This is a genomic window from Allofournierella massiliensis (genome assembly GCF_004345265.1).
Lineage (GTDB): Bacteria > Bacillota > Clostridia > Oscillospirales > Ruminococcaceae > Allofournierella > Allofournierella massiliensis.
Genome location: NZ_SLUM01000013.1, coordinates 63,915 through 85,974, shown reverse-complemented (window position 1 = coordinate 85,974; position 22,060 = coordinate 63,915). Strand labels below are relative to the sequence as shown.

Annotated in this window: 18 protein-coding genes and 6 tRNA genes; 4 read left to right on the top strand and 20 right to left on the bottom strand. The window is 57.6% G+C overall.

The features are described 5' to 3' along the window. Positions 1–2: 2 nt before the first annotated feature. Genes EDD77_RS08990 through EDD77_RS08955 form a run of 8 tightly spaced genes read right to left on the bottom strand, consistent with a single transcriptional unit; the run spans position 3 to position 6,416 of the window. On the bottom strand, positions 3–1,103 hold the full coding sequence (locus tag EDD77_RS08990; RefSeq protein ID WP_058965622.1) for a recombinase RecT: 1,101 nt from the start codon (positions 1,101–1,103) through the stop codon (positions 3–5). A gap of 19 nt (positions 1,104–1,122) precedes the next feature. Further along, positions 1,123–3,069, bottom strand: a complete 1,947-nt coding sequence (locus EDD77_RS08985) for an AAA family ATPase (protein WP_077138585.1) — start codon at positions 3,067–3,069, stop codon at positions 1,123–1,125. Beyond that, on the bottom strand, positions 3,062–5,125 hold the full coding sequence (locus EDD77_RS08980; protein ID WP_058965618.1) for a coiled-coil domain-containing protein: 2,064 nt from the start codon (positions 5,123–5,125) through the stop codon (positions 3,062–3,064). The genes EDD77_RS08985 and EDD77_RS08980 overlap by 8 nt, the downstream gene beginning before the upstream one ends. A 2-nt stretch (positions 5,126–5,127) precedes the next feature. Continuing rightward, on the bottom strand, positions 5,128–5,421 hold the full coding sequence (locus EDD77_RS08975; protein ID WP_058965616.1) for a DUF3846 domain-containing protein: 294 nt from the start codon (positions 5,419–5,421) through the stop codon (positions 5,128–5,130). Then, positions 5,405–5,743, bottom strand: a complete 339-nt coding sequence (locus EDD77_RS08970) for a hypothetical protein (protein ID WP_058965614.1) — start codon at positions 5,741–5,743, stop codon at positions 5,405–5,407. Before EDD77_RS08970 ends, EDD77_RS08975 begins: the two co-directional genes overlap by 17 nt. Before the next feature lie 4 nt (positions 5,744–5,747). Beyond that, on the bottom strand, positions 5,748–6,026 hold the full coding sequence (locus tag EDD77_RS08965; RefSeq protein ID WP_058965612.1) for a hypothetical protein: 279 nt from the start codon (positions 6,024–6,026) through the stop codon (positions 5,748–5,750). Next, on the bottom strand, positions 6,020–6,274 hold the full coding sequence (locus EDD77_RS08960) for a DUF739 family protein (protein ID WP_132587370.1): 255 nt from the start codon (positions 6,272–6,274) through the stop codon (positions 6,020–6,022). Before EDD77_RS08960 ends, EDD77_RS08965 begins: the two co-directional genes overlap by 7 nt. Beyond that, positions 6,228–6,416 carry a hypothetical protein gene (locus EDD77_RS08955; protein ID WP_058965610.1) on the bottom strand — a complete coding sequence of 63 codons (189 nt, stop codon included), beginning with the start codon at positions 6,414–6,416 and terminating at the stop codon, positions 6,228–6,230. The genes EDD77_RS08960 and EDD77_RS08955 overlap by 47 nt, the downstream gene beginning before the upstream one ends. A gap of 110 nt (positions 6,417–6,526) precedes the next feature. On the opposite strand from EDD77_RS08955, the gene EDD77_RS08950 reads away from it, so the two are divergent. Beyond that, complete coding sequence (locus tag EDD77_RS08950; protein WP_077138584.1) at positions 6,527–6,742, top strand: KTSC domain-containing protein; 216 nt, start codon at positions 6,527–6,529, stop codon at positions 6,740–6,742. On the opposite strand, the gene EDD77_RS08945 is transcribed toward EDD77_RS08950, so the two are convergent. Genes EDD77_RS08945 through EDD77_RS08935 form a run of 3 tightly spaced genes read right to left on the bottom strand, consistent with a single transcriptional unit; the run spans position 6,739 to position 7,949 of the window. After that, positions 6,739–7,101, bottom strand: a complete 363-nt coding sequence (locus EDD77_RS08945; RefSeq protein WP_058965608.1) for a BC1881 family protein — start codon at positions 7,099–7,101, stop codon at positions 6,739–6,741. The two genes, EDD77_RS08950 and EDD77_RS08945, sit on opposite strands and share 4 nt — an antisense overlap. A 36-nt stretch (positions 7,102–7,137) precedes the next feature. After that, complete coding sequence (locus EDD77_RS18820; RefSeq protein WP_058965606.1) at positions 7,138–7,710, bottom strand: BRO-N domain-containing protein; 573 nt, start codon at positions 7,708–7,710, stop codon at positions 7,138–7,140. A gap of 29 nt (positions 7,711–7,739) precedes the next feature. Next, the gene (locus EDD77_RS08935) at positions 7,740–7,949 is read right to left on the bottom strand and encodes a DUF739 family protein (protein ID WP_077138583.1); all 210 of its coding nucleotides are present in this window, start codon (positions 7,947–7,949) and stop codon (positions 7,740–7,742) included. Between the two features lie 183 nt (positions 7,950–8,132). On the opposite strand from EDD77_RS08935, the gene EDD77_RS08930 reads away from it, so the two are divergent. The 3 genes from EDD77_RS08930 to EDD77_RS08920 all read left to right on the top strand — a co-directional run bounded on the left by EDD77_RS08930 (position 8,133) and on the right by EDD77_RS08920 (position 11,353). Continuing rightward, positions 8,133–8,807: a LexA family protein gene (locus tag EDD77_RS08930; RefSeq protein WP_058965602.1), complete on the top strand. Its 675-nt coding sequence runs from the start codon at positions 8,133–8,135 to the stop codon at positions 8,805–8,807. 81 nt (positions 8,808–8,888) lie between these two features. Next, positions 8,889–10,142 (top strand): DUF4041 domain-containing protein, encoded by a 1,254-nt coding sequence (locus tag EDD77_RS08925; protein WP_058965600.1) that lies wholly within the window; start codon positions 8,889–8,891, stop codon positions 10,140–10,142. Positions 10,143–10,276: 134 nt separating this feature from the next. Next, positions 10,277–11,353: a tyrosine-type recombinase/integrase gene (locus tag EDD77_RS08920; RefSeq protein WP_058965598.1), complete on the top strand. Its 1,077-nt coding sequence runs from the start codon at positions 10,277–10,279 to the stop codon at positions 11,351–11,353. Between the two features lie 86 nt (positions 11,354–11,439). Here the strand turns inward: EDD77_RS08920 and EDD77_RS08915 are convergent. The 9 genes from EDD77_RS08915 to EDD77_RS08875 form a co-directional block, all read right to left on the bottom strand. Beyond that, positions 11,440–11,531, bottom strand: a tRNA-Ser gene (locus EDD77_RS08915). 3 nt (positions 11,532–11,534) lie between these two features. Further along, a tRNA-Cys gene (locus EDD77_RS08910) sits at positions 11,535–11,609 on the bottom strand. Positions 11,610–11,614: 5 nt separating this feature from the next. After that, a tRNA-Gly gene (locus tag EDD77_RS08905) sits at positions 11,615–11,690 on the bottom strand. Positions 11,691–12,000: 310 nt separating this feature from the next. After that, positions 12,001–12,075 (bottom strand) — tRNA-Gln (locus EDD77_RS08900). Between the two features lie 68 nt (positions 12,076–12,143). Continuing rightward, a tRNA-His gene (locus EDD77_RS08895) sits at positions 12,144–12,220 on the bottom strand. Between the two features lie 8 nt (positions 12,221–12,228). Continuing rightward, positions 12,229–12,305, bottom strand: a tRNA-Arg gene (locus EDD77_RS08890). Positions 12,306–12,479: 174 nt separating this feature from the next. Further along, positions 12,480–13,847 (bottom strand): MATE family efflux transporter, encoded by a 1,368-nt coding sequence (locus tag EDD77_RS08885; protein ID WP_058965596.1) that lies wholly within the window; start codon positions 13,845–13,847, stop codon positions 12,480–12,482. Positions 13,848–13,879: 32 nt separating this feature from the next. Beyond that, on the bottom strand, positions 13,880–14,539 hold the full coding sequence (locus tag EDD77_RS18275; protein ID WP_058965594.1) for a pentapeptide repeat-containing protein: 660 nt from the start codon (positions 14,537–14,539) through the stop codon (positions 13,880–13,882). Between the two features lie 178 nt (positions 14,540–14,717). Then, positions 14,718–21,539, bottom strand: a complete 6,822-nt coding sequence (locus tag EDD77_RS08875; protein WP_132587369.1) for an exo-alpha-sialidase — start codon at positions 21,537–21,539, stop codon at positions 14,718–14,720. Between the last annotated feature and the right edge of the window lie 521 nt (positions 21,540–22,060).

The following is a 22,060-nucleotide window of genomic DNA, read 5'->3' as shown; positions in this document are numbered from 1 at the left end:
TATCAAAACGGCGCCACATTGGACTGAGGAGCCGGGCTGGCTTTTTCGGCCGGTGCCGCAGGTTTCGAGGCCTCCGGCTGGGGGTCCTGCCGGGGCGCCGGGGCCTCCTGCGGCTCTTCCGGCGCCGCAATGTACCCCGCCGGGTCCTGGATCTCCTGGTATTCCACCGTTATAGGCTGACTTGCCGTCCCCTCCTCCGCCGCCATGCTGTTGTTGTACATGGACAACGCCATGCTATTGGCGAAATCCTTGGGGATGGGCTTGATGCAGTTGTTCCGCATCTTTCGCAGAATCATCCGCTCACGGCTTCCCTCCCGCCAAGCGGGGGAGATGTACGGCTGAAGCTCGGGGATGTCCAGGATCTCATCAATGTCCTTGCCGTCCATCAGGGCCTTCAGTTCGGCCTTGCGCTCCTCGATCTGCTTGCGCTGCTCCACCGTTGCCTTGTAACGGTTTTCAGCGATCCCGAAGGTCTCGTTCATGAGATTGTTGCTGATGTGGGCCACCAGGTTTACCCGGACGTCCTCCCGCTCCGAAATAAAATACTGGACCGAATCGTCCTTGAACCGGACCGGGTATACCACCCGCACATACTTGCCCTTGCCGCTGCGCTGCCAGACGGGCGGCTCCACATCAACGCCCCGATGCACCGGGTAAGTAAAATCGTCCCCCTCGCGCACGTCCCAGTAGGGATACACCTCGGCCACGTTATGGCCAAAATTCCGCAAGATGGCGTCGTTCCCGTCGCCCTCAATGCCCATCTCTACAGTGGTGACCCACTCACCATTGGGCTGCTTTTTCTTGCGGGCCGTGAAATAGCATTCGCGCGGCTGGCTGTAAGGATTCAAGCGCAGCGTGGCCACCTGCTGCAGGATCTCCGACAGGGTGGTGCGGTCGATGTCGTTGATCATGATGCCGTTGGCGTTGGCCACATCGTTGATGACCGAGATGGCGTTGATCATGCACTGCTTTTGGTAGGCGTCCGGCTGGATGCCGTTGCGCCCGAGATGGGAGACCATCATCGGGATCATTACGTCCGCCGCCTTCTGAACGATGGTTCTGGCGTCCGGGGCCTTTTTCGTCATCTGAGTGTTATTTGCCATAATGCTCCTCCTTTTGCTTTTAGCTGCAGCTGAGCCCGACCGCAGCCGGATCCACCTGCAGGTTGATCACTTGCATGGTTTCCGGGATGTCCAGGGTGCTGACGCTCTCCCGGTTGTCAAGAAACAGGGGCAGCTGATAGCCCGAAGCCAGCGCAAAGGCCCTCACGATCTCCACGTTGGCCTGCATTTTGCTGGCGGTGTTCAGCGCGCCGTAGGGCACACCGTCCACCTCTGCTTCACAAATTTCCTTGAGCCCACCATTTTTCTGAGCCTCAAACAGTCGCCAGCGAACTCGATTAAAATGCTGGTTGACTCGGTTCGTCAGCTGCGTCACCATCTGGCGGGTGTACTCATCGCACAGGGCCAGCCCGCGCTCCGCGGTTTCCAGCTCCTTCAGGGCCTGCTTTTGCTCCAGCTGCAGCTCATCAATGCGAGCTTTCACGGCAGCCACTCGCTGGATTCCGGCCAGCTCCCGCTGAAGATCTTCCACTTCTGCCTGCAGCCGGTCAATCTCCGCTTTGTGCGCCTTGCCTGCATCTTGGGCCGCCTGTGCTGCATTCTGGATAGATGCCATAATTTCTGCGGCCCTGGCGTTCAGCTGTTTCTCCTCCAGGTCAAGACTGGCCATCACTTCCCGGTCTACTTCAGGCGGTTTCTCGGCGGCAATCGCATCGTACTGCCGGCAGCACTCGGCGTAGAGCACTTGCGCACATTCTTTCGAAGGCCTGTTCTCATCCAGCAAATTGCAGCACCGGGCCAGTGCGGCCTGCTTCTCCTTGGCACTGGCCGTGATGGCACTCAGCTCATCGGATTTGCGGAGATTGCACCGTTCCTGTGCTGCCCTAACCTGCTCCACGGGGATTTCCTGGCCGCAGGTGGGGCAAACCGTATCCACTGCATCCACCCGGCTGTTGCGCGCCACCCACTGATCGCGCAGACCCTGAATCTCAGATTCCAGCCGGGATTTCTCCGCCAGGAGGGTGGATCGTTGTCCTTCCACCTCCTGAAGGGCAGCAGCTGCATCCTGCTTTTCTTTCAGCGCCCGCTCCATTTCCGAATTGTGAGCTTTGAGCCAGTCCCCGGTGGTAAGATCCTGCATCATCTTGCGCCGCCGGGGCAGTACCGCCAGTTTCTCGTTCACCTGATCCAGTTCCTTTTGGGCCTCTCTCTGCACACTACTCTCGGTGGTATGCTCAATTTCATACCGGAGCTTAGCAATGGCCACATTCCGCTCGCCAATTTTTCCGCGAAGGTCTTTTTCATCGCCCACGGAATCCGGAAGCTGCTTACGGTTTTCGTCGATGCGGGCCGGAATCGCGTTCAGAGCATCGGTATATTTCTTCCGGCGCTCAACACAGATACGGCGATATTCATCCACGGAATGCCCCTCCAGCAGCTGGATCAGCGGCGCCAGCGTGGGGCTGCCCTGTAACACATCCATCTCCTGCAGCCCGCCGAAGTAAGTCAACAGCAGTTTTCGGCGCTCCTTGTAGTCCTTGGTCTGCTCGCTGAAATAGGATGCATTGAGCAGCACCGGAATCAACGTCGGGCAGCACAAAGTGACAAGGCGCTGATTGTACTCGGTGACACTGACCGGCACATCGTCAATCGTGCATTTGGTTTCGTCACCGCTGTACTCACTCTCGGCCGAGCCCCGGCGCTTGGTCCACTTTTCGGCCAACGCCCGGGTGAGCACAAGATGGGTACCATTCTCAAAGAGCAGGCATGCGGTAACCTTCGGGAAGCACCCAGGCAACCGCTGGCCGTCCGGCCCCAGCGGGAAAATATTGTAATCGGCCCGGCCCTGTGCGTCCTTGCCGGTGAGCAGCCAGAGGAAGGCGGTCATCAGAGTGGATTTTCCCGTTCCGTTTGCGCCACGCACTGTGATGCTATTTCCTTTGGGATTGATTCCAGCATCCCGAACGCCTTTGAAGTCATGTAATGTCAATGACAAAAGATTAATCATTGTCCTCGCTCCTATCCTCAAAAATTTCGTCGATCGAGTCCGCAAATTCACGCAGCGCCCGGGCTAAGCTGTCCAGCGCGCCGACATCGTAAAAAGCCAGCTCCGCGCGTTGGGCATTGCTCAGCAGCGAGGTCTGCATAGTGCGCAAATACTGCTCCAGGACGGAAGCCTGAGCGGACACCGTGTTCCCGGATGCCATCTGCTTGATCTGCTCGTCCCTCTGGTTGATAATCTTGAGCAGAGGTTCAGACAGCTCGTTGGCCCGGCGCTCGATTTCCTCCTGATCAACCGCAGCGGCCTCGACGGTAATACCGGATTCCAGCTCTCGGATACGCTCATCCCGCTGGTCGACAAGCTCCTGCATCTCGAGACCGGCCTGCTTCCAGCCGGCCGCATCTTCTTCAGCTGCCCGGGCGCGACGCTCGGCCTCCTCGGCCCGGTGCTCGGCATCCTCTATCCGCTGTTCGGCGGCGTCTCTCTGCTTGGAGAATTTGTTGGCCATGGCGGAAAGATTGGCCTGCGCATCCCGGGCTGCGTCACGCTCCTGCTCAGCCTTTTCTTTGGCTTTCCGCGCTTCGTCCCGCTCGGTCTGGACGGCTTTTAGCTGGTTCAGAATGTCCTGAATCCGGTCCGAATCACCTTCCCCGGCTGCTTCAACCACCTGATTCGCTACGCCATTACGGGCGATCAGATTAAGATCCTTCTTGGTGAGAACCGGAAGATTTTTTAAATCCGCAACGCTTGCGGATTTAAAACCGTCTCCATTTTGCACCATGGTTCGGGCGCTGCCTTCGCTGATTCCCTTACTCTGATACCAAGCCGTCCAAGTTCCACCGCCGTATCGCCCAGCTTTTGCTGTAAGTTCGTGAATACGAGCCAAATAGATGCAGGATACCAGATATTCGTCCTGCGCCCGGCCATAGTGCAAATTGAACTGCTCGTCCGCTTCGGCTGCCTGCTCGGCCAAGTCACCCAGCGCCGAGAAATCAAAGGCTGTCAGCCCACCACTGCCAACAAGAATATTTTCGTCGGCACCGGTCGTCGCTGCGCTGGTCTTTGCAACAGGTGCCACCGTCATACTGGCCAAATCCAACGGTTCCGGGGTGGCCGCAGTTTCCTCTGCCGCAGCAGTGGCAACAGCCGAATAAGTAGGGTTTTCAGAATCATCTCCGCCGCCTTGCTGCGCATCGGCATTGACACTCTGGGACTGCGAGAGCAGCACATCCGATGCAGTAGGAGCACACTGCTGCACATCTTCGGCGGCATTGGTAGGGTTTTCGACCGGCACATTCTCCACCGGCTCCCAATTGTACTTCTGAGCAGCTTTGTCCAAAACTGCCTGAAGCTCTCCGATCGTTTTGGCGTCATCCTTCACGGCGGCCAGAACACCACTCATAACCCACTGCTCAGATTCTTTTGCCTTGCACATCAATGCAGGTGAACCATTATGTTCACGCACGGCAAAAAGGGTGCCGTACTGGTTTGTGTATACTTGCATATCTTTTTCCTTTCCGCTTGCCTTCGCTTTGCCCGCCTCGATGGCGGCCAGTACAATGGCTTTTTCTTCTTCCGGGGTCGTATCCAGCCGGTGCCCGTCCGGACCAAAGAAGCGTTCGATCAGAGCAGCCTTCGCGGCCATGCCCTTCTTGTTCTGCATCGGGTAAACGGACATGCCATAAAGCCCGCCGATAAACTCGGTGGCGCGGATCTTGCTGCGGTCAAAGCTGCAGCTGATTTCCTTGTCGGGAAATTGCTTGGCTGCCCAAGCGGTCACCCGGTCCAGGAAGTCATAATCCAGGCTGTAGATGTGCAGCACACATTTATCTTCACCGCCGCCCTGGTAGTAGGTGGCATAGTCCAAGGACGGTGACATCCTGCATTCGTAGCCTTTGACATCGGTCACCATAGCGTGGCGGGTGGCGTCCCACTGGGTGGGCCCCCAGGGCAGCAGGTACGGGCAGCCCTTGCAGTTTTCGGTATCCCGGTTGCCGGTGTTGTCGGCGTTGGTGCTCTTGCGCACTTGACGCCCGCACTTGCAGATGTAGATAGTGGCCATCCTTATGCACCTCCAAGCCAACGGACAACCGTTTTTGCGTCCGCCTCGCTCAGGCCGGAAAATTCGTCTCCATCGACCCCGACCACAAGAATCGTCCCGACAAAATCAATCCCGGGAAAGCGGCAGTTGTGCGGCAACCCCATCAGTCTGCCCTCCTCGTTGCAGATGATGACGGCGTCCCGGGCAAGCGTCACGGTCTCGATCGGGCCGCCTACGGCATGCTGTAACGCCTCCAATGTGTTATCCACCTGTGCCACCACCGGCGGCCGCCCGGGTGATTTACAAACCACTTGCATGATTGTCCTCCTCCCATGCGTCGAATTCCTTCAGCAGTCCGATCACACGGCCAATATCCTCTGCGTGGATACTACACGGCTCCAGCTGGCAATCATGGCGGGTCACGAACACCGTGCCGTACAGGTGTTCGTGGGTAGCCCGGCAATAGTACCCACCCTCGCCAGCACATTCCAACTGCGCCATCTCATCCACAAAGGCGAAGAACAGGCCCGCCGGGTCAATGCTCACGGCATACGGGGCCCCGGCCAGTTCAGCCTGTACGCCGTTGCTCAGCTCCACGATCTCCGGGGCCATCCCCGGGGTCAATTTAATTGCATACATGTGCTTAGTCCCTCCATTGATGAATCAGTTCACGGCTCACCAAAGCCACAAGCAATACGAAAAGCGCGAACACAGTCAGCGCCGGGGCTTTGTGGTAAAGCCACTCAAGCCCCCCACACCCCAAACACACGGCCGCACCAAAAGCAGCCACCTGGATGCAGCCAATCAGGGTCTTTAAACCTCGGCGAAAAAGTGGTACAATGGGGGTGCTCTTCGAGGCACCCCGCAAGGGGTTTCTGGCGTCCAGCTGTTGCCGCAGCTGGGCGCTTTCTTTTTTCAGCATCTTGCTCGCTCCTTTCGTGCCTCTGCCTCAACGGCATCGGCAAAATAGTTGGACATTTCTTCAAGCGGAATTTGCAGCAGGCCGCAGGCCCGGAAGGCGTCGGCCATGCTCCAGGGCGTACGCCCATTCAGCCTGGCCGACAGAACCGAACCCGGCCAGCCCATTTCTGCGGCAAACTCCTGATCCTGATATCCGGCATCTTCAATCCGATGCCGCAGCTGCAGGAACAACCTTCTTTGTACAGGCATTATGTTCCCTCCATTCTTTGTGGATTTCTGCCTTCAGAGCCATAAGCGCCTTAAATTCATCAGGGTCACGTTGCCCCAACGGGGTGCATGCGTAACGCTCAGCCCGCTCCAGATACTCCATGACCTTTTCATCGGTACGCATGGTTTACTCCTTTCTTCGGACCATTTTGCCGGCATCAACAAAATGGTCTATTCGTTTCTTGTCCAACTTCCCGGCCAGTGCTACAATGAGCTGGAAAGGAGGTGATTTACATGAATATGATTCCGGTGAATTCTTCAAACATCGCGAGTATCGGATATGTGGGTGGTTCTTCAGGAACGCTATATGTTGCATTCCACTCCGGAACACTCTATTCCTACGCCGACGTACCTCGCTCTGTTTATGAAGGCCTTATGAATGCTCCCTCTCATGGCAAATATTTTCATGCATTCATAAAGAATCGCTATGCTTATCAGCGAATTTCTTAGTCTGTAACCATCAGCACAACTGCCGGTCCTTCGGCCTCAAACTTGGATTTTTGATAAGGCGGAAGGACAATTTTTTCTACGCCATCTCTATCGACCAACTCCTCCACGAGTTGGTTGGTAGGGATGCCTTTTAATTCAGTCGATGCCCGGTCACTATTCTGGTGACTCCGGATACACGCCTTGACTGCACTTGAAACCGCATCGAGCGGAGATTCTTGACTCCGCACTCCGCTCAAGAGCGTTGCGGTCTCAATCATTGCCCGTGTGAGATTTGGTAATTCTTCCAGAATAGCTTCTTCAGAACGCTCGGAGAGCAGCTGCAACTGCTTTTCGAGCATTTCTTTTATTTTGGAATCCATAGAGTTACTCCTTTCCGCCGCCTTGTGCAGGCTTTTTTATTCCATTGCTCCTTCGCTCAGCTGCCTGATCTCCTGGGCAATGCACTCTTCCCAGAAGCGCACATTATCGCGGATCCCTTCCCGTGTCTTGCGCCACTCGTCATAGCGTTTCCGGGCTTCGTGTGCTTGCCTGCCGGCCTGAGCGGTGATGCGTTCAATATCCGCCAGCAGCTTGCGGTTCCGATCCAGCTTTGCCTGATATTCATCCAGCTTGGCCAATCGTTCCGGCGGCACGCCATAAGCTCCGGTCTTACGGATGCTGGGCAGCACATCGTGGGTCACCCAGCGCTTGAACTGCTTGGCCTCCGGCTTGTCCGACCGAAGGATGACGGAGTACAGGCCGGGTTCGTTGACGATGGTGGTGACGCGGGTCTGAGTGACCCCGTTGGAGCTGGTGTAAGGCAAACTTACATCAGCTCTTTCGTCCTCATCCAGCCGCCCTGCCACCATGGCGGGGTTGCTCATGCCCAGCACCCGGCAAACATCCCTCAGCACCCACCACAAGCCGTCATCTCGCTGGACGGTTCGCAGCTGCTCGCCGCTGTACACGAAAATCTGTAAGTTGTTCATGCGGTTCTCCTTTCGTCGGTTGATGTTTCTCAACTCTTAGGGCAAAAAAAATATTTTCCGATTTCATGCGCATCAATATCAAGAATATTGCACAGACCGTTGATTTCATCTTGGCGGAAAACATACTCGCCAGACAGCTTCCGACTAAGCTGTCCCTCGCTAATTCCCAGTATCTTTGCGCATTCTTTTTGGGTCAATCCAAACTCCTTAATCCTTCCAAGCAGCGGGTTGTAGTTCATTTCAGGCACTTCTCTCACCTCCCTCCTTTTGGTTGCGGTTTCTCAACCACAAGGTCAGTTTAGCACACGAATTGCGCAAAGTCAACACCGTTTTTTGATATTCATCAACTTAATTTTGAAAAATGTTGATTTTCCGCAATTCTAGGGATATAATATAAACACATACAAAATGAGGTGGTAGATATGCCGGATAAAAATTCTTCATTCCAATCTCGACTACGTGACGGGCTGGATTCTAAGGGTATGACTCAAAGCGAACTATCCAAACAATCGGGCGTCAGCAAATCCAGCATCTCACGCTATCTTAGCGGTGCCTGGGAGGCAAAACAGGATGCGGTTTACCTTCTTGCTCAGGCTCTGGACGTAAGCGAAGCATGGCTAATGGGCTATGACGTACCGATGGACCGGAACGCCGCTTCGGCAGAGAAGGACAATACCCTCCATCTCCCCTCCAACATCATCCCGGTGCCCCCGGCCTCCAAGACTGTTCCCCTGCTTGGCACGATCGCCTGTGGTGTTCCAATTCTGGCCGAGGAAAATCTGGATGGTGAAGTCTCTCTCCCCGACTTTATCCACGCTGATTTTGCTCTACGCTGCAAGGGTGACAGCATGGTGGACGCCCGTATCCTGGACGGGGATATCGTATATATCCGCAAACAACCTGACGTGGAAAACGGCGAGATTGCTGCCGTACTGATCGGCGACGAGGCCACCCTGAAACGGGTGTATAAGTACCCTGGTCAGATTGTACTCCAACCCGCAAATTCCAAATACGCACCAATGATCTACACCGGCGAATCAATCAACGAAATGCGAATTTTAGGAAAAGCGGTATTTTTCCTGTCTGCAGTACAATAGCCAAACTGCCGCCCCTCCCATGGGGCGTGGATAGATAGTGGAAACCAAAACTTGGTAATTCAAAGGAAAGGCGGAACAATCGTGTCACTTTTTGGTCTTAAGGAAAAGAAAGAAATCGAACGACTGCGGGCACAGATGTCTCCCGAACAGCTAGAAATGGCCGATTTACAGGGAGCGCTCGATAAGGCCCGGGCCGAATTAGATGCACTCACCCAGCAAGCGGAACAGCAACAGCGCCGTTTGGACGAACTGCAATCGCAAATTATCGAAACCGATGAAGCTGTTTCTCTCCAATCTTTTGGAGTTTACATGCCCCGCTACGATTTCATGCGCGCCGATGAATACCGCGCTCGATTGCTGGAAATCCGTGCAAAGCAAAAAGAACTGATTAGGGGAAAGGCAGCCACTACCGGCCTGACCAACTGGACTGTAAACAACAATGCAGCCCAAGGGCGAAAGATGGTCGCTGACATGCAAAAGTTACTATTGCGAGCCTTTAACGCTGAGTGTGACGACATCATTGAGCATGTGCGGTACAGCAATCTGGATGCCAGCGAGAAACGCATTACCGTTTCCCGAGATGCTATTTCCAAGCTGGGCGCGATCATGGGAGTTTCCATTACTCCCGCCTATTATCGGCTCAAGATCGAAGAGTTGTATCTGGCCTTTGAATACCAGCAAAAAAAGCAGCAGGAGAAGGAGGAACAGAAGGAGGCCCGCGCCCGCTTGCGGGAGGAAGCGAAGCTTGCCAAAGAGATCGAGGAAGAGCGCAAGAAGCTGGAAAAGGAACAGCGGCACTACCAAAATGCACTGCGCAAAATCGAAGCCCAGCTGACCGGCGCCTCGGAGGCCGAGAAAGCCGATATCGAGCAAAAGCGCGAAGAACTGGTGCAGCAGTTGGAGAAGATCGATCAGGCTTTCAAGGATGTGGATTATCGGGAAGCCAACCAGCGCGCAGGCTATGTGTACATCATCTCCAATGTGGGTGCTTTCGGCGAGAACGTATATAAAATCGGCATGACCCGCCGTCTGGACCCCATGGATCGTGTGGATGAACTAGGCGATGCATCCGTTCCATTCAATTTTGACGTGCATGCCATGATTTTTTCCGACGATGCCCCCAAACTAGAGGCGGCTCTGCACAAAGCTTTTGCCGACCGTAAGTTGAATTTTATCAATCAGCGCCGGGAATTCTTCCGGGTAACACTGGACGAAATCAAAGATGTGGTCCGTGCCAATTTCGATAAAACCGTGGAGTTCGTAGACTTTCCTCCGGCCGAGCAGTACCGCCAGAGTTTAGCAATCGCTGTGGAATCTTCCCAGTCTCAAAAATAAAAAATCCCCCACCGGCGCCAACCGGTGAGGGAATATGAACAGGCTTACACGAAAGGTGCAAACTCGTCCGGACAACGAGATTATACCACCTCCCGAGTAGGCTTGTCAAAGTGCACCTACAGGGAGGTATTTTTATGTCAATTCGCACCAATACGGCCGTCTGGGTCGAGGGCCGCCAGCGCTGGCAGATCAATGTGCAGAAGGACGGCGTGCGCAAAACCTTCACCAGCGCGAAGCCCGGCCGTACCGGCCAGAGGGAGGCCAACCGGAAAGCCGATGAGTGGCTGGAGCACTCGGTTATCAGCACATCCACCAAGGTGGACGTGCTCTATCCTCAGTTTTTGACATCCAAGCGGGCCACCACCAGTCTCAGCAACTGCCGCCCAATGGATGGCCGCTGGCGGAACAAGATTCAGCCGTTGATCGGCCAGAAGTCCATCGGCCGGCTGACTGATGGAGATCTGCAGCAGGTACTGGACAGAGCCCTTGCCGGTGGATATTCCCGCAAAAGTCTGCAGAACCTGCGGGCGGATCTATGTGCGTTTTTGAAATGGGCTCGCCGGAACCGTTACACCACTCTGACCGGCGAGGACCTTGAAATCTCCAAAGCTGCTCAGAGGGGTCAGAAACGCATTTTGCAGCCGAAGGATGTCCTGATACTCTTCAACGTAGACACCACCATCCTGCGCAAAAATAAGGCCGTGGAAGATTACATCAACGCATACCGGCTGGAGGTGCTCACCGGGCTACGGCCTGGGGAGATCAACGGTCTGGAATGGGCCGACTGGCACGGCGACCGGCTGGAGCTGCGCCGGGCCATCAACTGCTACGGCGAAACCACCACCGGGAAGAACGATAATGCCCGCCGGGTGGTTTACCTCTCTTCCCTGGCCCGCCAGGTGCTGGAAGATCAATATCGCATCACCGGCCCGAAGGGGTCTGTGTTCTGCATCAGCAACCTCCAGCACTACCACAGCCGCTGGAAGCGATATTGTAAGGTCAATGGGCTGCCGGATATCGCGCCCTATGAAATCCGGCACACGTTTGTGAGCATCAGCGACGCCCTGCCGGAAGCCCAGATGAAAAAGCTCGTCGGCCACAGCCAGAGCATGGACACCTATGGTGTGTATGGCCACGAAGTGCAGGGCGAAGGAGAAGAGATCAGCCGCAACCTGGATGCCATCTTCTCGAAGATCCTCAGCGCCACATAAAGCCGTATGCAAATATGAAGTGTGTACCTTTGTGTGTACCTGAATACAAAAAAGCCCGGTAGAATCGCATTCTACCGGGCTTTTTCTGGCGGAAAGAGAGGGATTCGAACCCTCGGTGGGTTTATGGCCCACACACGATTTCCAGTCGTGCGCCTTAGACCAGCTCAGCCATCTTTCCATGTGGAGGTGCTGACCAGATTTGAACTGGTGAATGAAGGTTTTGCAGACCTTTGCCTTACCACTTGGCCACAGCACCAAATTTGGAGCGGCTTACGAGGCTCGAACTCGCTACCTCCACCTTGGCAAGGTGGCGCTCTACCAGATGAGCTAAAGCCGCAAATTGTTGCTCAATTATAATACCATAGCCTTATGAAAAATGCAACCCCTAAACTGCCACTTTTTTCATTTTTTATGTTTCTTTTTGAGAAAACGCCGATTCGCCCCCGCACATCTTTCCTGTCTGGCCAAAAGATGCCCCCCTGCCCGGGCTCCTGGCTGGGGCTGCCGTGTCTCCAAAGCCGGAAGAAAAGGCGGAAACCGCTGCAACTGATCTTCCTGTGCTTTACAAATCGCCTGCGTATCTGGCCAAAAGTGACCGATGAATCAAAAAAAAATCGACAAGCACCACAGGGCACCTGTCGATTTTTTGGTTGGGTTGGCGGGATTCGAACCCACGGATGCGGGAGTCAAAGTCCCGTGCCTTACCGCTTGGCGACAACCCAGCAAAAACGCCGTGTTTACGGCGGGATGATATAGAAAAAAGCGAACTCTTTCGAATTCGCTTTTTTAGTGGGGTGGCTAGTGGGATTCGAACCCACGGCCTCCAGAGCCACAATCTGGCGCGCTAGCCAACTGCGCCATAGCCACCACATGTTTGGTGCGCCCGGAGGGACTCGAACCCCCGGCCCACTGCTTAGAAGGCAGTTGCTCTATCCACCTGAGCTACGGGCGCTTAGTCGTTCTTCCCTGGGAGACGCTGCTCAAATATAATACCATCCTGCCCAGGTATTGTCAATAGCTTTTTTCAAGTTTTTTTAAAAAACTTTTTCGACCCGAATTTTACCGTTTCAGGCGCCCGCGCCGGAGCATTTTCTCACGCCCGGCGCGGGCATCTTTTTCTGTCAATTCAGTTCTCTGCTTTCTGTTCCATTTTGCGCTGCAGTTTTTTCCAGAACACCGCAAACATGATCACAAGAATCACACCCTTACAGATGCTGGAGATGGAGATGCTCCACCAGATGCCGTTCAGGCCCAGTGCGGTGCTGGTCAGCACCATGGCCAGCGGGATGCGCGCCATGGTGAGCACCATGCTCAGAATACTGGGCGGCGCGGTATGGCCAAGGCCCGCATAAGCTCCCTCCACCAGAATCTCCCAGCACATGAACAGCTCGGAAAAGCCCAGAATCACCAGATAGTCCACACCCAGCGGCCGAACCGCCTCCTCCGGAATGAAGAATCCGAAGATGGGGCCCGCGGCAAAAATCAACAGGCAGCTGCAGAATACGCCCCACAGGCTCATCATGGCGAAGGCGGCGGCAAAGCCCTTCTTCGCACGTTTCAGATTGCCCGCGCCATAGTTCTGGCCCATAAAGCTGTTCACCGCAGCGGCAAAGCCGTCCGCCGTCATCCAGCTGATGGACTCGATCTGACTGCCCACCTTCTGAGCGGCCACCGCATTATCGCCGAAGGCGGCCACCATGCGGGCGATGTACATGGAAATCAGCGGGAACACCACATTCATCACAGTGGCAGGGCCACTGATGCGTACCAGCGCCCAGAGCTCATCCCGGGTGGTGCGCTGGGTCAGGCGCACCGCATCGAACAGGCAGCGATCCTGCCGGGCATAAGCCACCAGCAGCACAAACACCACCACCTGCGCCATCACGGTGGCCAGCGCAGCGCCCGCCACCTCCATACGGGGAACCGGCCCCACGCCGAAGATGAGCACCGGATCCAGCACAAAGTTCAGCCCCAGACCGCAGCACATGGCCAGAAACGGCGTGTGACTGTTGCCTGTGGCGTTGATCACCGCAATGAGTACCTGGTTCAAAAAGGAAAAGAACATGCCAAGGCCCACGATGATCAGATACACCCGCGCCTGCGCAATTACCTGCGGGCTGTTCAGCTGGAAAAAGCCGATCAGGGGCCCGGCCCCCGCCACCATCAGCAGCGCATAGACCAGAGAAATGACGGTAGCCAGCTGAATGGCCGCAGCCGCATAGCGGGCAGCGGCCTGCTTGTCACCCGCGCCCAGACGCTGGGCCACCAGCACCTGCCCGCCGGTCTTGCCCAGAATCGCCAGACCGTTGGACAGCCACATGAACATGCCGGCAGCGCCCACAGCTGCCACTGCACCTGCGCCCACGCGGCCGACCCAGATCATATCCACCAGATTATATGCCATCTGCACCAGCTGGGAGCCCATGATGGGCAAGGCCAGTGCGGTAAGGCTTTTCAGGATACTGCCGTGCAGCAGATCCACCTGCTTTGCCATTGTAATTGTTTCCTCCTCTTTTCTGTTTTCCGTCAGCGGATCACAAGCCCCAGCACCCGGGCAAGATCCGCAGCCTGGCTCACGTTCACGATTGCGCCCCGCAGCTCCTTACCGGTATCGCTGACCACGATGCCCTCCATGCGGCTTCTGGTGAAATCCAGGCCGTATAAAAGCGTGCCGAAAAAACTGGTCCCCATCAGGGTGCATTCCCGAAATACCAGCCCCTTGTGGCGGCACTGGGCCAGAAACGCCTCGCTCAGATCCACCTCCTGCAGCTGTACCTGCTGCAGCAGTGCCCCGGTCAGATTGGCCTGCCGCAGACTGGTGCCGGTCATCTGCACATGGGCCAGCCGGCTGCCCGCAAGGCTCGCCCCCAGCGCCTTGGTGTTTTCGATCCTGCAGCGGCAGAAATCCGCATCCTCTGCCTGAAGGCCCGAGCAGTCGCAGCCCCGCAGCACCACGTCCGAAAAGCGGGCTCCGTGCCAGTTGGCGCCGGTGAACCGGCAGTTCTGGAACAGACATCCCTGCACCTCCAGCTCGGTCATATCCATACCGGTCAGGTCTGCCCCAGCGATCTGCCAGCCTGTAAGCGCATCGCCCCGGGCCAGCGCCATATCCACCAGCTCCTCCGGCCGCTCCGCCAGCTCCAGCCGTGCGGGCAGCGCAGGCTCCAGCAGCCTGCTTCGTTCCATTGCCTTCTCCTCCTTTTTGTCTGTTCTGCACTGGTTCTATCATAATCCATTCCAGCGGGCGGCACAATCCCCCCTGCCACCTTTGCCTGCATCACAAGGCCCGGCGGCCCCTTCCGAAACCGGAAGGAGCCGCCGGGCTGCTTTAAAAGAATGTTATGTCGAAAGCCTGTGTATTGCTTCAGCTCTGTTTACGGCGCAGCAGCACCAGTGCCGCCGCACAGGCCAGTGCCAGACCGCTCAGCGCAGCCAGCGGCCAGACAGCATCGCCGGTCTGAGCGGACGCCGCACCGGTGGGCGCGGAAGTGGCCGCCGGTGCCGTACTGCTGGCGGAATTGCTGCCGCCGTTCTGACTGCCCTGCTGGCCGCCGCCCTGATCCGGCGTGGGAGCAGGAGTGGGAACCGGTGTGGGCACAGTCGTCGGGGCGGGAGTCTCTTCCGGCCCGCTCTCATTCCGGGTATAGGAACCGGTCACCACCAGATTCTGCTCCGGCATGGTCTGGGGCAGGTTCTGCCAGCCGCTGAAGGTATAGCCCTCATGCTCCGGCGCGGCAGGCGCGGTGATCTGCTCGCCCGCCTTGCAGGAAAGGGTGGCAAAGCTCTCGTTGGCAAAATATTCGCCGGTGATCTGGAAGGTCACGGTATAAAGCACGTCGGCCTTTTTCTCCAGACTGCTCATCGCCCGGAACAGCGCTCCGGTGGCCTGATCAATGGCTTTCTGGGCCTGCTCCGCCCGGGTCTGTGCGGAGGCAAGACGGCTGACCGCCTGCACGAACAGCGCGCCGTCCTGCGCCGCGGCCTGTTCGGCGGCAGCACGTTTTTCCTCCAGCAGGTTCCAGCTGGCGGGGGTATAGAGGGCCTCGTCCAGCTTGTCCACAGCTGCCAGCAGATTTTTCAGGCCGGAAGCGTCGGTGCGGTAATAGCTCTCGCCTGCCTTCAGCTCGCTCTTCAGATAGAACGCCATCTCTCCGCCCTTTGTTTCAGAGATGCGGAACCGGCCGTTCTGAACCAGATAATAGGTGGTGCCATCCAGCTCGGTGCTGATCTGATAACCGCCCTCCCCGTTGCCGGTGATGGCAAAGCGGGTGGGGGGTTCGGATACCGGCGCCCAGTCGTCACCGCTGGAGCCCTGTACCGCCAGATAGTGGCCCGGCCATGCCATGCTCTCCAGAGTATAGCCCTGCTCGGTTCCGGTCACCTTCCAGGTCTGGGTGTCCATGGTAAAGGAGGGTTTGTCGTAGTTCGGATTGAGTTCGCCGCCCTGATCGGTCACAGCCAGCTGATCCACACGATTCAGATCCTTTGCGGAATACAGAACCTTTCCGCCGGAGACGATGGCATAGACGCCATCCTCAATTGGGGTCTGCACCTTCAGCAGGGCGTTGTCATTGCGGGCAATGCCCTCCACGACGCCGCTGTTTTCAAACTCGTCGGGCACCGTCACGGTGTTTTCGTCGGACACATACACCCGCACGCTGTCGCTCAGGGTGAGTACCCGGTCCTCGCATACCGCCTGCGCGGTCACGGTCAGGGTCGCCTTGCCCGCCGCCTGTGCGGTCAGGGTCACCGCTTCGTCCACGGCGGTTTCGGTCTTGTCCAGCTTCGCCACCTGGGTTTCGCCGTCCGCTGCAATGCTCCACTGAAGTTTGCCCTGCAGCTCGCCCTTCGCCTGGGCGTTCAGCTGCACGCTGTCGCCTGCGTTCAGTGCAAGATCGCCGGAAGCAAGGCTCAGAGAGGGAATCTCGCTCAGATATTCCCAACCTTCGCCCAGCAGGCTGGTCATGGCAAAGGAATCATACAGGATGTAGCCCGTGCCGTAGCTGGTGTCCTCCTTTTCATACAGAAGGCCCAGATTCTCGCCCTCCAGCTGGGTCAGACAGGAATACAGATAGCTGCCGGGGTATTTGATCTCCGCCGGGTTCAGCCAGGTCACCTGATTGGTGGCCGCATCCACACTGCCAATGCGCAGCACGCCGTTGTTGCGGCCGCTGCCCTTCGGGTAGGAGGCCGCGATCAGATTGGTGTACACGTTATTGTCCGCATCCACCAGAGCGCCGTCCACATTGATGAAGGAGACCATGCAGTTGCCCACATAGCTCAGATCTTCGTCCCTGTGGGAGGGGCCCCAGGTCACGCCGCCGTCGTAGCTGTCGGCATAGCTGATGTAGCCGATGTCGTTGCGGGAATACATGCGGATACCGCCGTCCGGCAAAAGCACGGTCTGGGACTCGCTGGTCTTGCCCACATTGTTGGTCACATGCTCGCCCCGATGCCAGGTAGCGCCGCCGTCATCGGTGTAGATGGTGCTGGCCCGTTCCTGGCCGGTGGCATTGTCGTAGACCTGGAACAACACCCGCTCGGTACCGTTCTCGCCCAGCTCCACGGTCAGGCCGCGGCCGGGGCACACGCCCACAAAGCCTTCGCCCTGCTGCTTTACGTTCAGAATCTGGGGCTCGCTCCACTGAATGCCGGTTTCGGTCACGGTACCGGTGCGCAGCCAGATGTGGAAGGTGGGATAGATTTTCCATTCCGACTGACTGTAGAACACATTGTTCTGCACGGTCTTGCCGGTGATCTCCTGCTTGCACAGAGACTTCACAACCGCATCACCGCTGGTCTCGTACAGATTGTACTCTGCGTCCACCCATGCGCCGGTCAGCTGACCGGCAGCGTCCTTGATGGGATAAAGGGTGCGGTTCTGGCCTTCCACGAGTTTGGTCTGGGGGGCCTTGCCGTCGATGTAACAGGTATAGTCTGCCGCTTTGGTGGAAGCGATCTTGCCGGCTTCGCCCTTTGCAATCACCAGATTGCCGTTTGCATCAAAGCCGGTGCTCTCTTTGCCGGCGGTGCCGCCGTTCTGCAGGCCGGAATAGGCCGGGCAGGCGTCCACCACCATGTAAATAGTGCCGTCCTCACTCTGGATCAGCGCCGGATCAATGAAGGACGCGCTCTTTTTATAAGCGCCGGGGGTCTGGTCCGGGTAATCGGCAAAATGGTTGATCATCTGCCATTCCCAGGTCTTGCCGCCGTCCCTGGAAAGGCTGACCAGCCCGTCCAGATTGTTGGCGGCGTCCATGGTGGAGCCCCAGCGGGCGTCCGCCGCGGTCAGAATCCAGCCGTTGTCCAGCGTGATCATCGCCGGAATGCGGAACCGGCGGCTGGCGCCGGTCTCGTCCGGGATATAGGGCTGGCCGGTGGTCACACCGGAATGGCCGCCCTCCACCGGGCCTTCGTAGCTGGCCAGATAGCTCCAGCCTTCGCCCAGCATGCCGGTGATGGTCAGGTCCTTGTAATAGATGCCGCCTGCACCGCTGTTTTCGGTGCTGCCGGGGCCGGCAGTGCCGGATTCAAACAGCAGACCCAGCGCGTCGCCGCCCTTCTGGGTCAGGCAGGAATACTGATACCGGCCCGCGAAGTCCACCTCTGCGTCGTTCAGCCAGGTAACGGTTCCGGTGTCTGCGCTCAAAGAGCCAACGCGGATCACACCGTCGGTGCGGCCGTTGCCCGCCGGGTAGGAGGCCAGCACCAGATTGCCGTAGACCTTCCCCTCCGGGCTCTTCACATAACCGGCTGCGTTGATGAAGGACACCATGCAGTTGGAGGTATAGTTCAGCGCGTTATCCGCCACGGCCTGGCCCCAGGTGGCGCCGCCGTCGTAGCTGTCCGCGCAGGTGATCTGGCCGCCCAGATTGCGGCAGAAAATGCGCATGCCGCCGTCCGGCAGGTTCACCACCTGAGACTCGCTGGTCTTGCCGTCGCTGGCCAGGTTATTCACCCGTGCGCCGCGGGTCCAGGTTGCACCGTTATCATCGCTGTAAATCACGCTGGCATACTCGTTGCCGGTGGCGTTATCGTACAGGGGGAACACGATGCGCTGCTTGCCCTGCACGGTGGTCACCAGGCCGCGGCCGGGGCACACACCGGTGAAGGGCTCGTTTTCGGTGTATTTGATGTTCAGGAAGGTGGGCTCGCTCCACACCAGGCCGTCCGCCGTGATCTCGGCGCTGCGCAGCATGATGTAGAACACCGGATAGGCCTTCCAGACGCTGCTGCGGTAGAACAGATTGGTCTGCACCATCTCGCCGCTGTCCAGCTGCTCCCGCATGACCTTTTCCACGGAATCGGACTTGCCGTCCCACAGGAACAGATCCAGCTCCGCATCCACCCAATAACCGGTGGCTTCGCCGCTCTCGGTGGTGATGGGGTACAGCTTCAGCTCGGTACCCTGCACCGTGACCCGGGAAGGCTCTGCATTCAGATCCACCCGGTGGGTGTAGGCGCTCTTTTCCTTGGGAGCATCGCCGTTTTCGCTGGCGAGGACCACCAGCATGCGGTCCTGCTCGTCAAAGCCGCTGCTCTGATTGCCCATCCGGTTGCCGCCCATCAGGCCGGTGTAGGAGGGGCAGGCATCCACCACCATGTACAGCTTGCCGTCCGGCCCCTGCACCATGGAGGGGTCGATGAAGGAGGCGCTGGCCTGGCTGGTGGCGCTGTTGGCCTGATCGTCAAAGTAGTTTACGATCTCGTAGCTCCAGGTCTTGCCGCCGTCCCTGGAAACGCTCACGATGGTATCCAGGTTCTGGGGGGAATCGGCGGTGGTCTGCCAGCGCATGTCCGCCGCAGCCACCAGCCAGCCGTTGTCCAGCGTGATCAGGGAGGGGATGCGGTAGTTCTTGCCGTTGCCGCCATCCGGTTCGCCATTCACAAAGGGCTGGCCTTCGGTGGTGCCGGTAATGGCCTTCTGCGGGCCGCAGGCAGTCAGGGTAACGCTGCCCAGCTCCACCGTTTTGTCAGCGGTATAAACCAGTTTACCGGCGGCCGTAGCGGTGCCGCTGGCCTTGCGTGCGGTGAGCACACCGTCTTTCAACTGGAACGCGCCGTCGGGATTTTCGGTCAGAGTCCACTCCACAGCCGCGGGGTGCGCGCCCTCTGCGTCGGTGTAGATCCATTCGGTACCGCCGGTCACCGCCAGCTGGCTGGTGCCCGCATAGCCCTGTTCCACAACCGCCTTTGTGCGCACCAGCGTGGGCTGCTCGGTCTTTTTCAGGAACAGCTGCACGGGGCTGCCCTGCTCGCTGGTGGTAAAGCCGCCGTTTTCCACAGCCAGCTTTCCATCGTCGGTGCCGATGGTATAGGTGTTGTTGTCGTTCTTCGTCACGGTGAGCAGCACCGGGGCATCGCTGCGGAATACGCCCTCGCTGCTCAGGCCCAGATAAACCGGGCCATCCGGCGTCATGGCGGTGAGATACACCCCACCCTTCGTGCTGGTGAGCGACAGCTCCGCGCCGGCCAGCGCCTCGTTGGTATTGGTCAGCTTACCGGTCCGGTCGTCCCGCAGGCCCTCGTTTGCGTTGTTCTCGCCACTGGTGGAAAGAATGCGGAAGCCATTGTCGTAGCCCACCACAGCATATACACCATCGGTCAGCGTATCAGACTCAGCCCGGGTGTAGCCGTCGATTTTCAGTTCCGTCTCATTCAGGGTGATGTCCCGGGCATAGAGCCAGAGGGTGTAGCTCTTGCCTTCCGCCAGATTGCGGGGGCCCCAGAAATCGGTGATATGATTGGGGAACTGGGTGGTATCGCCTTTGCGGTTAAAATCCAGCACACGGCTGCCGCCCTTGATCTGCCAGCCGTCGCCCGCCTTGACCACACCCAGCTTTACCGCCTGAGCCGATACCATATTGCTTTCCGCCAGCGCCAGATAGTTGCCGCTTTTGGCGTTCTGCAGGCTGAAGCCGTCGTCCATGGCGCTGCCCACCAGGGTCAGATCCTCCATGGAAAGGAGACTGCCATCCTTCAGCCAGGCGGCCTGCACACTGCCGTCGGTCAGGGTCAGCTTTGCGGTGACGGTACCGTCCGCACCGTTCAGCGCGCCGGGGTTCAGGCTCTTGCCCGCGTCGCTCAGGTACAGAGCATACACCTCGTCTTTATAGGCTTCATTCTTGCCCCGGGTCACAATCAGGTATTCCTTGCTCAGATCCAGCTGACTGCTGGTATACAGCGAAAAGCCGGGAATCTGAGGGGCACTTTCATCCGCCTGACGAACATACAGGTAGACGCTGTACGCCGTTTCCGACTGGGGACCCCAGAAATCGGTCTGAGCGCCGGTGAAATTGCCGCCGTCGCCGTTGATGTTGAAGCTGAGCACCCGGTTATGGGCCGCGTTCCACAGGTTATAGGAACCGTCGGCCTTTTTCTCCACGGCCAGATAGTTCTCGGAGCCGGCGGTCATGCTGCCGTCCAGCTTCAGCCACTGGCCGGTTGCCGCGTTGGAGAAGGCATAGCCGCCCTCCTCGTTCTGCTTCACGTCCAGCAGCAGCTGATCCAGCGAAAGCTGTTCGCCGTTTTTGAGCCAGGCAGCGCTCACCGCGCCGTCGGTCAGGGTCAGCTGGGCAGTCACCGCGCCCTTCGCTTTCAGAGCTCCGGGGCCGACGGACGCGCCGTCCGCGCTCAGATACAGCGCGTATACATCGTTGCTGCCTTCCCGCTGATCCTGAGCCACCAGTAGATACTGGGCGGCGGTATCGATGACTTCGCCGGTGTACTGTTCAAAGCCCGGGATCTGAGGCGCGGCCTTTTTGCTCTGGGCCGCTCTGTCCACCTCATCCGGCGCCGCCGCAGGGGTTTCCTCTGCCGCGGGCACACTACTGTCCGCCGGAGTCTCCGTGGGTACCGGGGTTCCGGTCGAAGCCGGTACTTCGGTTGGCGCCGAAGTTTCAGCCGGTGCCGGCGCTTCGGTGGGCGCCGGAGTTTCGGCCGGTGCCGGTGCTTCGGTGGGCGCCGGAGTTTCAGCCGAAGCCGGTGCTTCGGTGGCTACCGGAGTTTCGGCCGGTGCTGGTGCTTCGGTGGACGCCGGCAGTTCACCGGGTGCGGCTTCTTCGCTCAAATCCGCGCCGGATACTGCCAGCACCGGCAGCGGTTCCTCTGCCGCAAAAACAGGGGCCGCCGTGCTGGCCATCACACAAACTGCCAGCAGCAGCGACACCATGCGTTTGATCTTCAATTTCATGCTATCCTTAACCTTTCCGCTGTTCTGCGTTTAATTCCTTGCGCAACGGCGTTTTTTTGCCTTCCTCCTCTCCGCTTCATCTATTTGCACATTGCACAGATTTTCTCGTCAATGATAGCATTTTTCATTGATATGTATATCTCGTTTTCCACTTTTTGGCTTAATGGAAAAATTTTTCATCCTTTTGTGTAAATTATGAAATTTTTCTTCATCAAAACGCCTATTTTTTTAATGGATTTTTGTTTGGTATGAATATTGCTTTTTTGTCGAACATACGTTCTAAGAAAAACTGCGTAATCCGTTTTTTCTTTTTCTCTGCCCGCTTTTGCCCCTCAAATATCCGGTTGATTTTTCTCTCTTTTTGCATTTTCCTTTTATTTTTCTTGCGCTTTCATCCACCTGTCTTTTCGTGTTACCGGTCAAGATGCCTGTATGCCAAAAGAAAACAGGCCCCGGAAGCAAAACGCTTCCGGGGCCTGCTCATCCATTTCTTCCGAGCCAGAGATGCAGAGACA

What these genes read in the sequence shown, in the direction of transcription:
- EDD77_RS08920 (WP_058965598.1), top strand. Translation starts at nt 10,277, where the DNA reads ATGTCAATTCGCACCAATACGGCCGTCTGGGTCGAGGGCCGCCAGCGC.
- EDD77_RS08935 (WP_077138583.1), bottom strand. Translation starts at nt 7,949, where the DNA reads ATGAACTACAACCCGCTGCTTGGAAGGATTAAGGAGTTTGGATTGACC.
- EDD77_RS08960 (WP_132587370.1), bottom strand. Translation starts at nt 6,274, where the DNA reads ATGCCTGTACAAAGAAGGTTGTTCCTGCAGCTGCGGCATCGGATTGAA.
- EDD77_RS18820 (WP_058965606.1), bottom strand. Translation starts at nt 7,710, where the DNA reads ATGAACAACTTACAGATTTTCGTGTACAGCGGCGAGCAGCTGCGAACC.
- EDD77_RS18275 (WP_058965594.1), bottom strand. Translation starts at nt 14,539, where the DNA reads ATGGAACGAAGCAGGCTGCTGGAGCCTGCGCTGCCCGCACGGCTGGAG.
- EDD77_RS08980 (WP_058965618.1), bottom strand. Translation starts at nt 5,125, where the DNA reads ATGGCCACTATCTACATCTGCAAGTGCGGGCGTCAAGTGCGCAAGAGC.
- EDD77_RS08990 (WP_058965622.1), bottom strand. Translation starts at nt 1,103, where the DNA reads ATGGCAAATAACACTCAGATGACGAAAAAGGCCCCGGACGCCAGAACC.
- EDD77_RS08930 (WP_058965602.1), top strand. Translation starts at nt 8,133, where the DNA reads ATGCCGGATAAAAATTCTTCATTCCAATCTCGACTACGTGACGGGCTG.
- EDD77_RS08950 (WP_077138584.1), top strand. Translation starts at nt 6,527, where the DNA reads ATGAATATGATTCCGGTGAATTCTTCAAACATCGCGAGTATCGGATAT.
- EDD77_RS08985 (WP_077138585.1), bottom strand. Translation starts at nt 3,069, where the DNA reads ATGATTAATCTTTTGTCATTGACATTACATGACTTCAAAGGCGTTCGG.
- EDD77_RS08975 (WP_058965616.1), bottom strand. Translation starts at nt 5,421, where the DNA reads ATGCAAGTGGTTTGTAAATCACCCGGGCGGCCGCCGGTGGTGGCACAG.
- EDD77_RS08885 (WP_058965596.1), bottom strand. Translation starts at nt 13,847, where the DNA reads ATGGCAAAGCAGGTGGATCTGCTGCACGGCAGTATCCTGAAAAGCCTT.
- EDD77_RS08955 (WP_058965610.1), bottom strand. Translation starts at nt 6,416, where the DNA reads ATGCGTACCGATGAAAAGGTCATGGAGTATCTGGAGCGGGCTGAGCGT.
- EDD77_RS08970 (WP_058965614.1), bottom strand. Translation starts at nt 5,743, where the DNA reads ATGTATGCAATTAAATTGACCCCGGGGATGGCCCCGGAGATCGTGGAG.
- EDD77_RS08945 (WP_058965608.1), bottom strand. Translation starts at nt 7,101, where the DNA reads ATGGATTCCAAAATAAAAGAAATGCTCGAAAAGCAGTTGCAGCTGCTC.
- EDD77_RS08965 (WP_058965612.1), bottom strand. Translation starts at nt 6,026, where the DNA reads ATGCTGAAAAAAGAAAGCGCCCAGCTGCGGCAACAGCTGGACGCCAGA.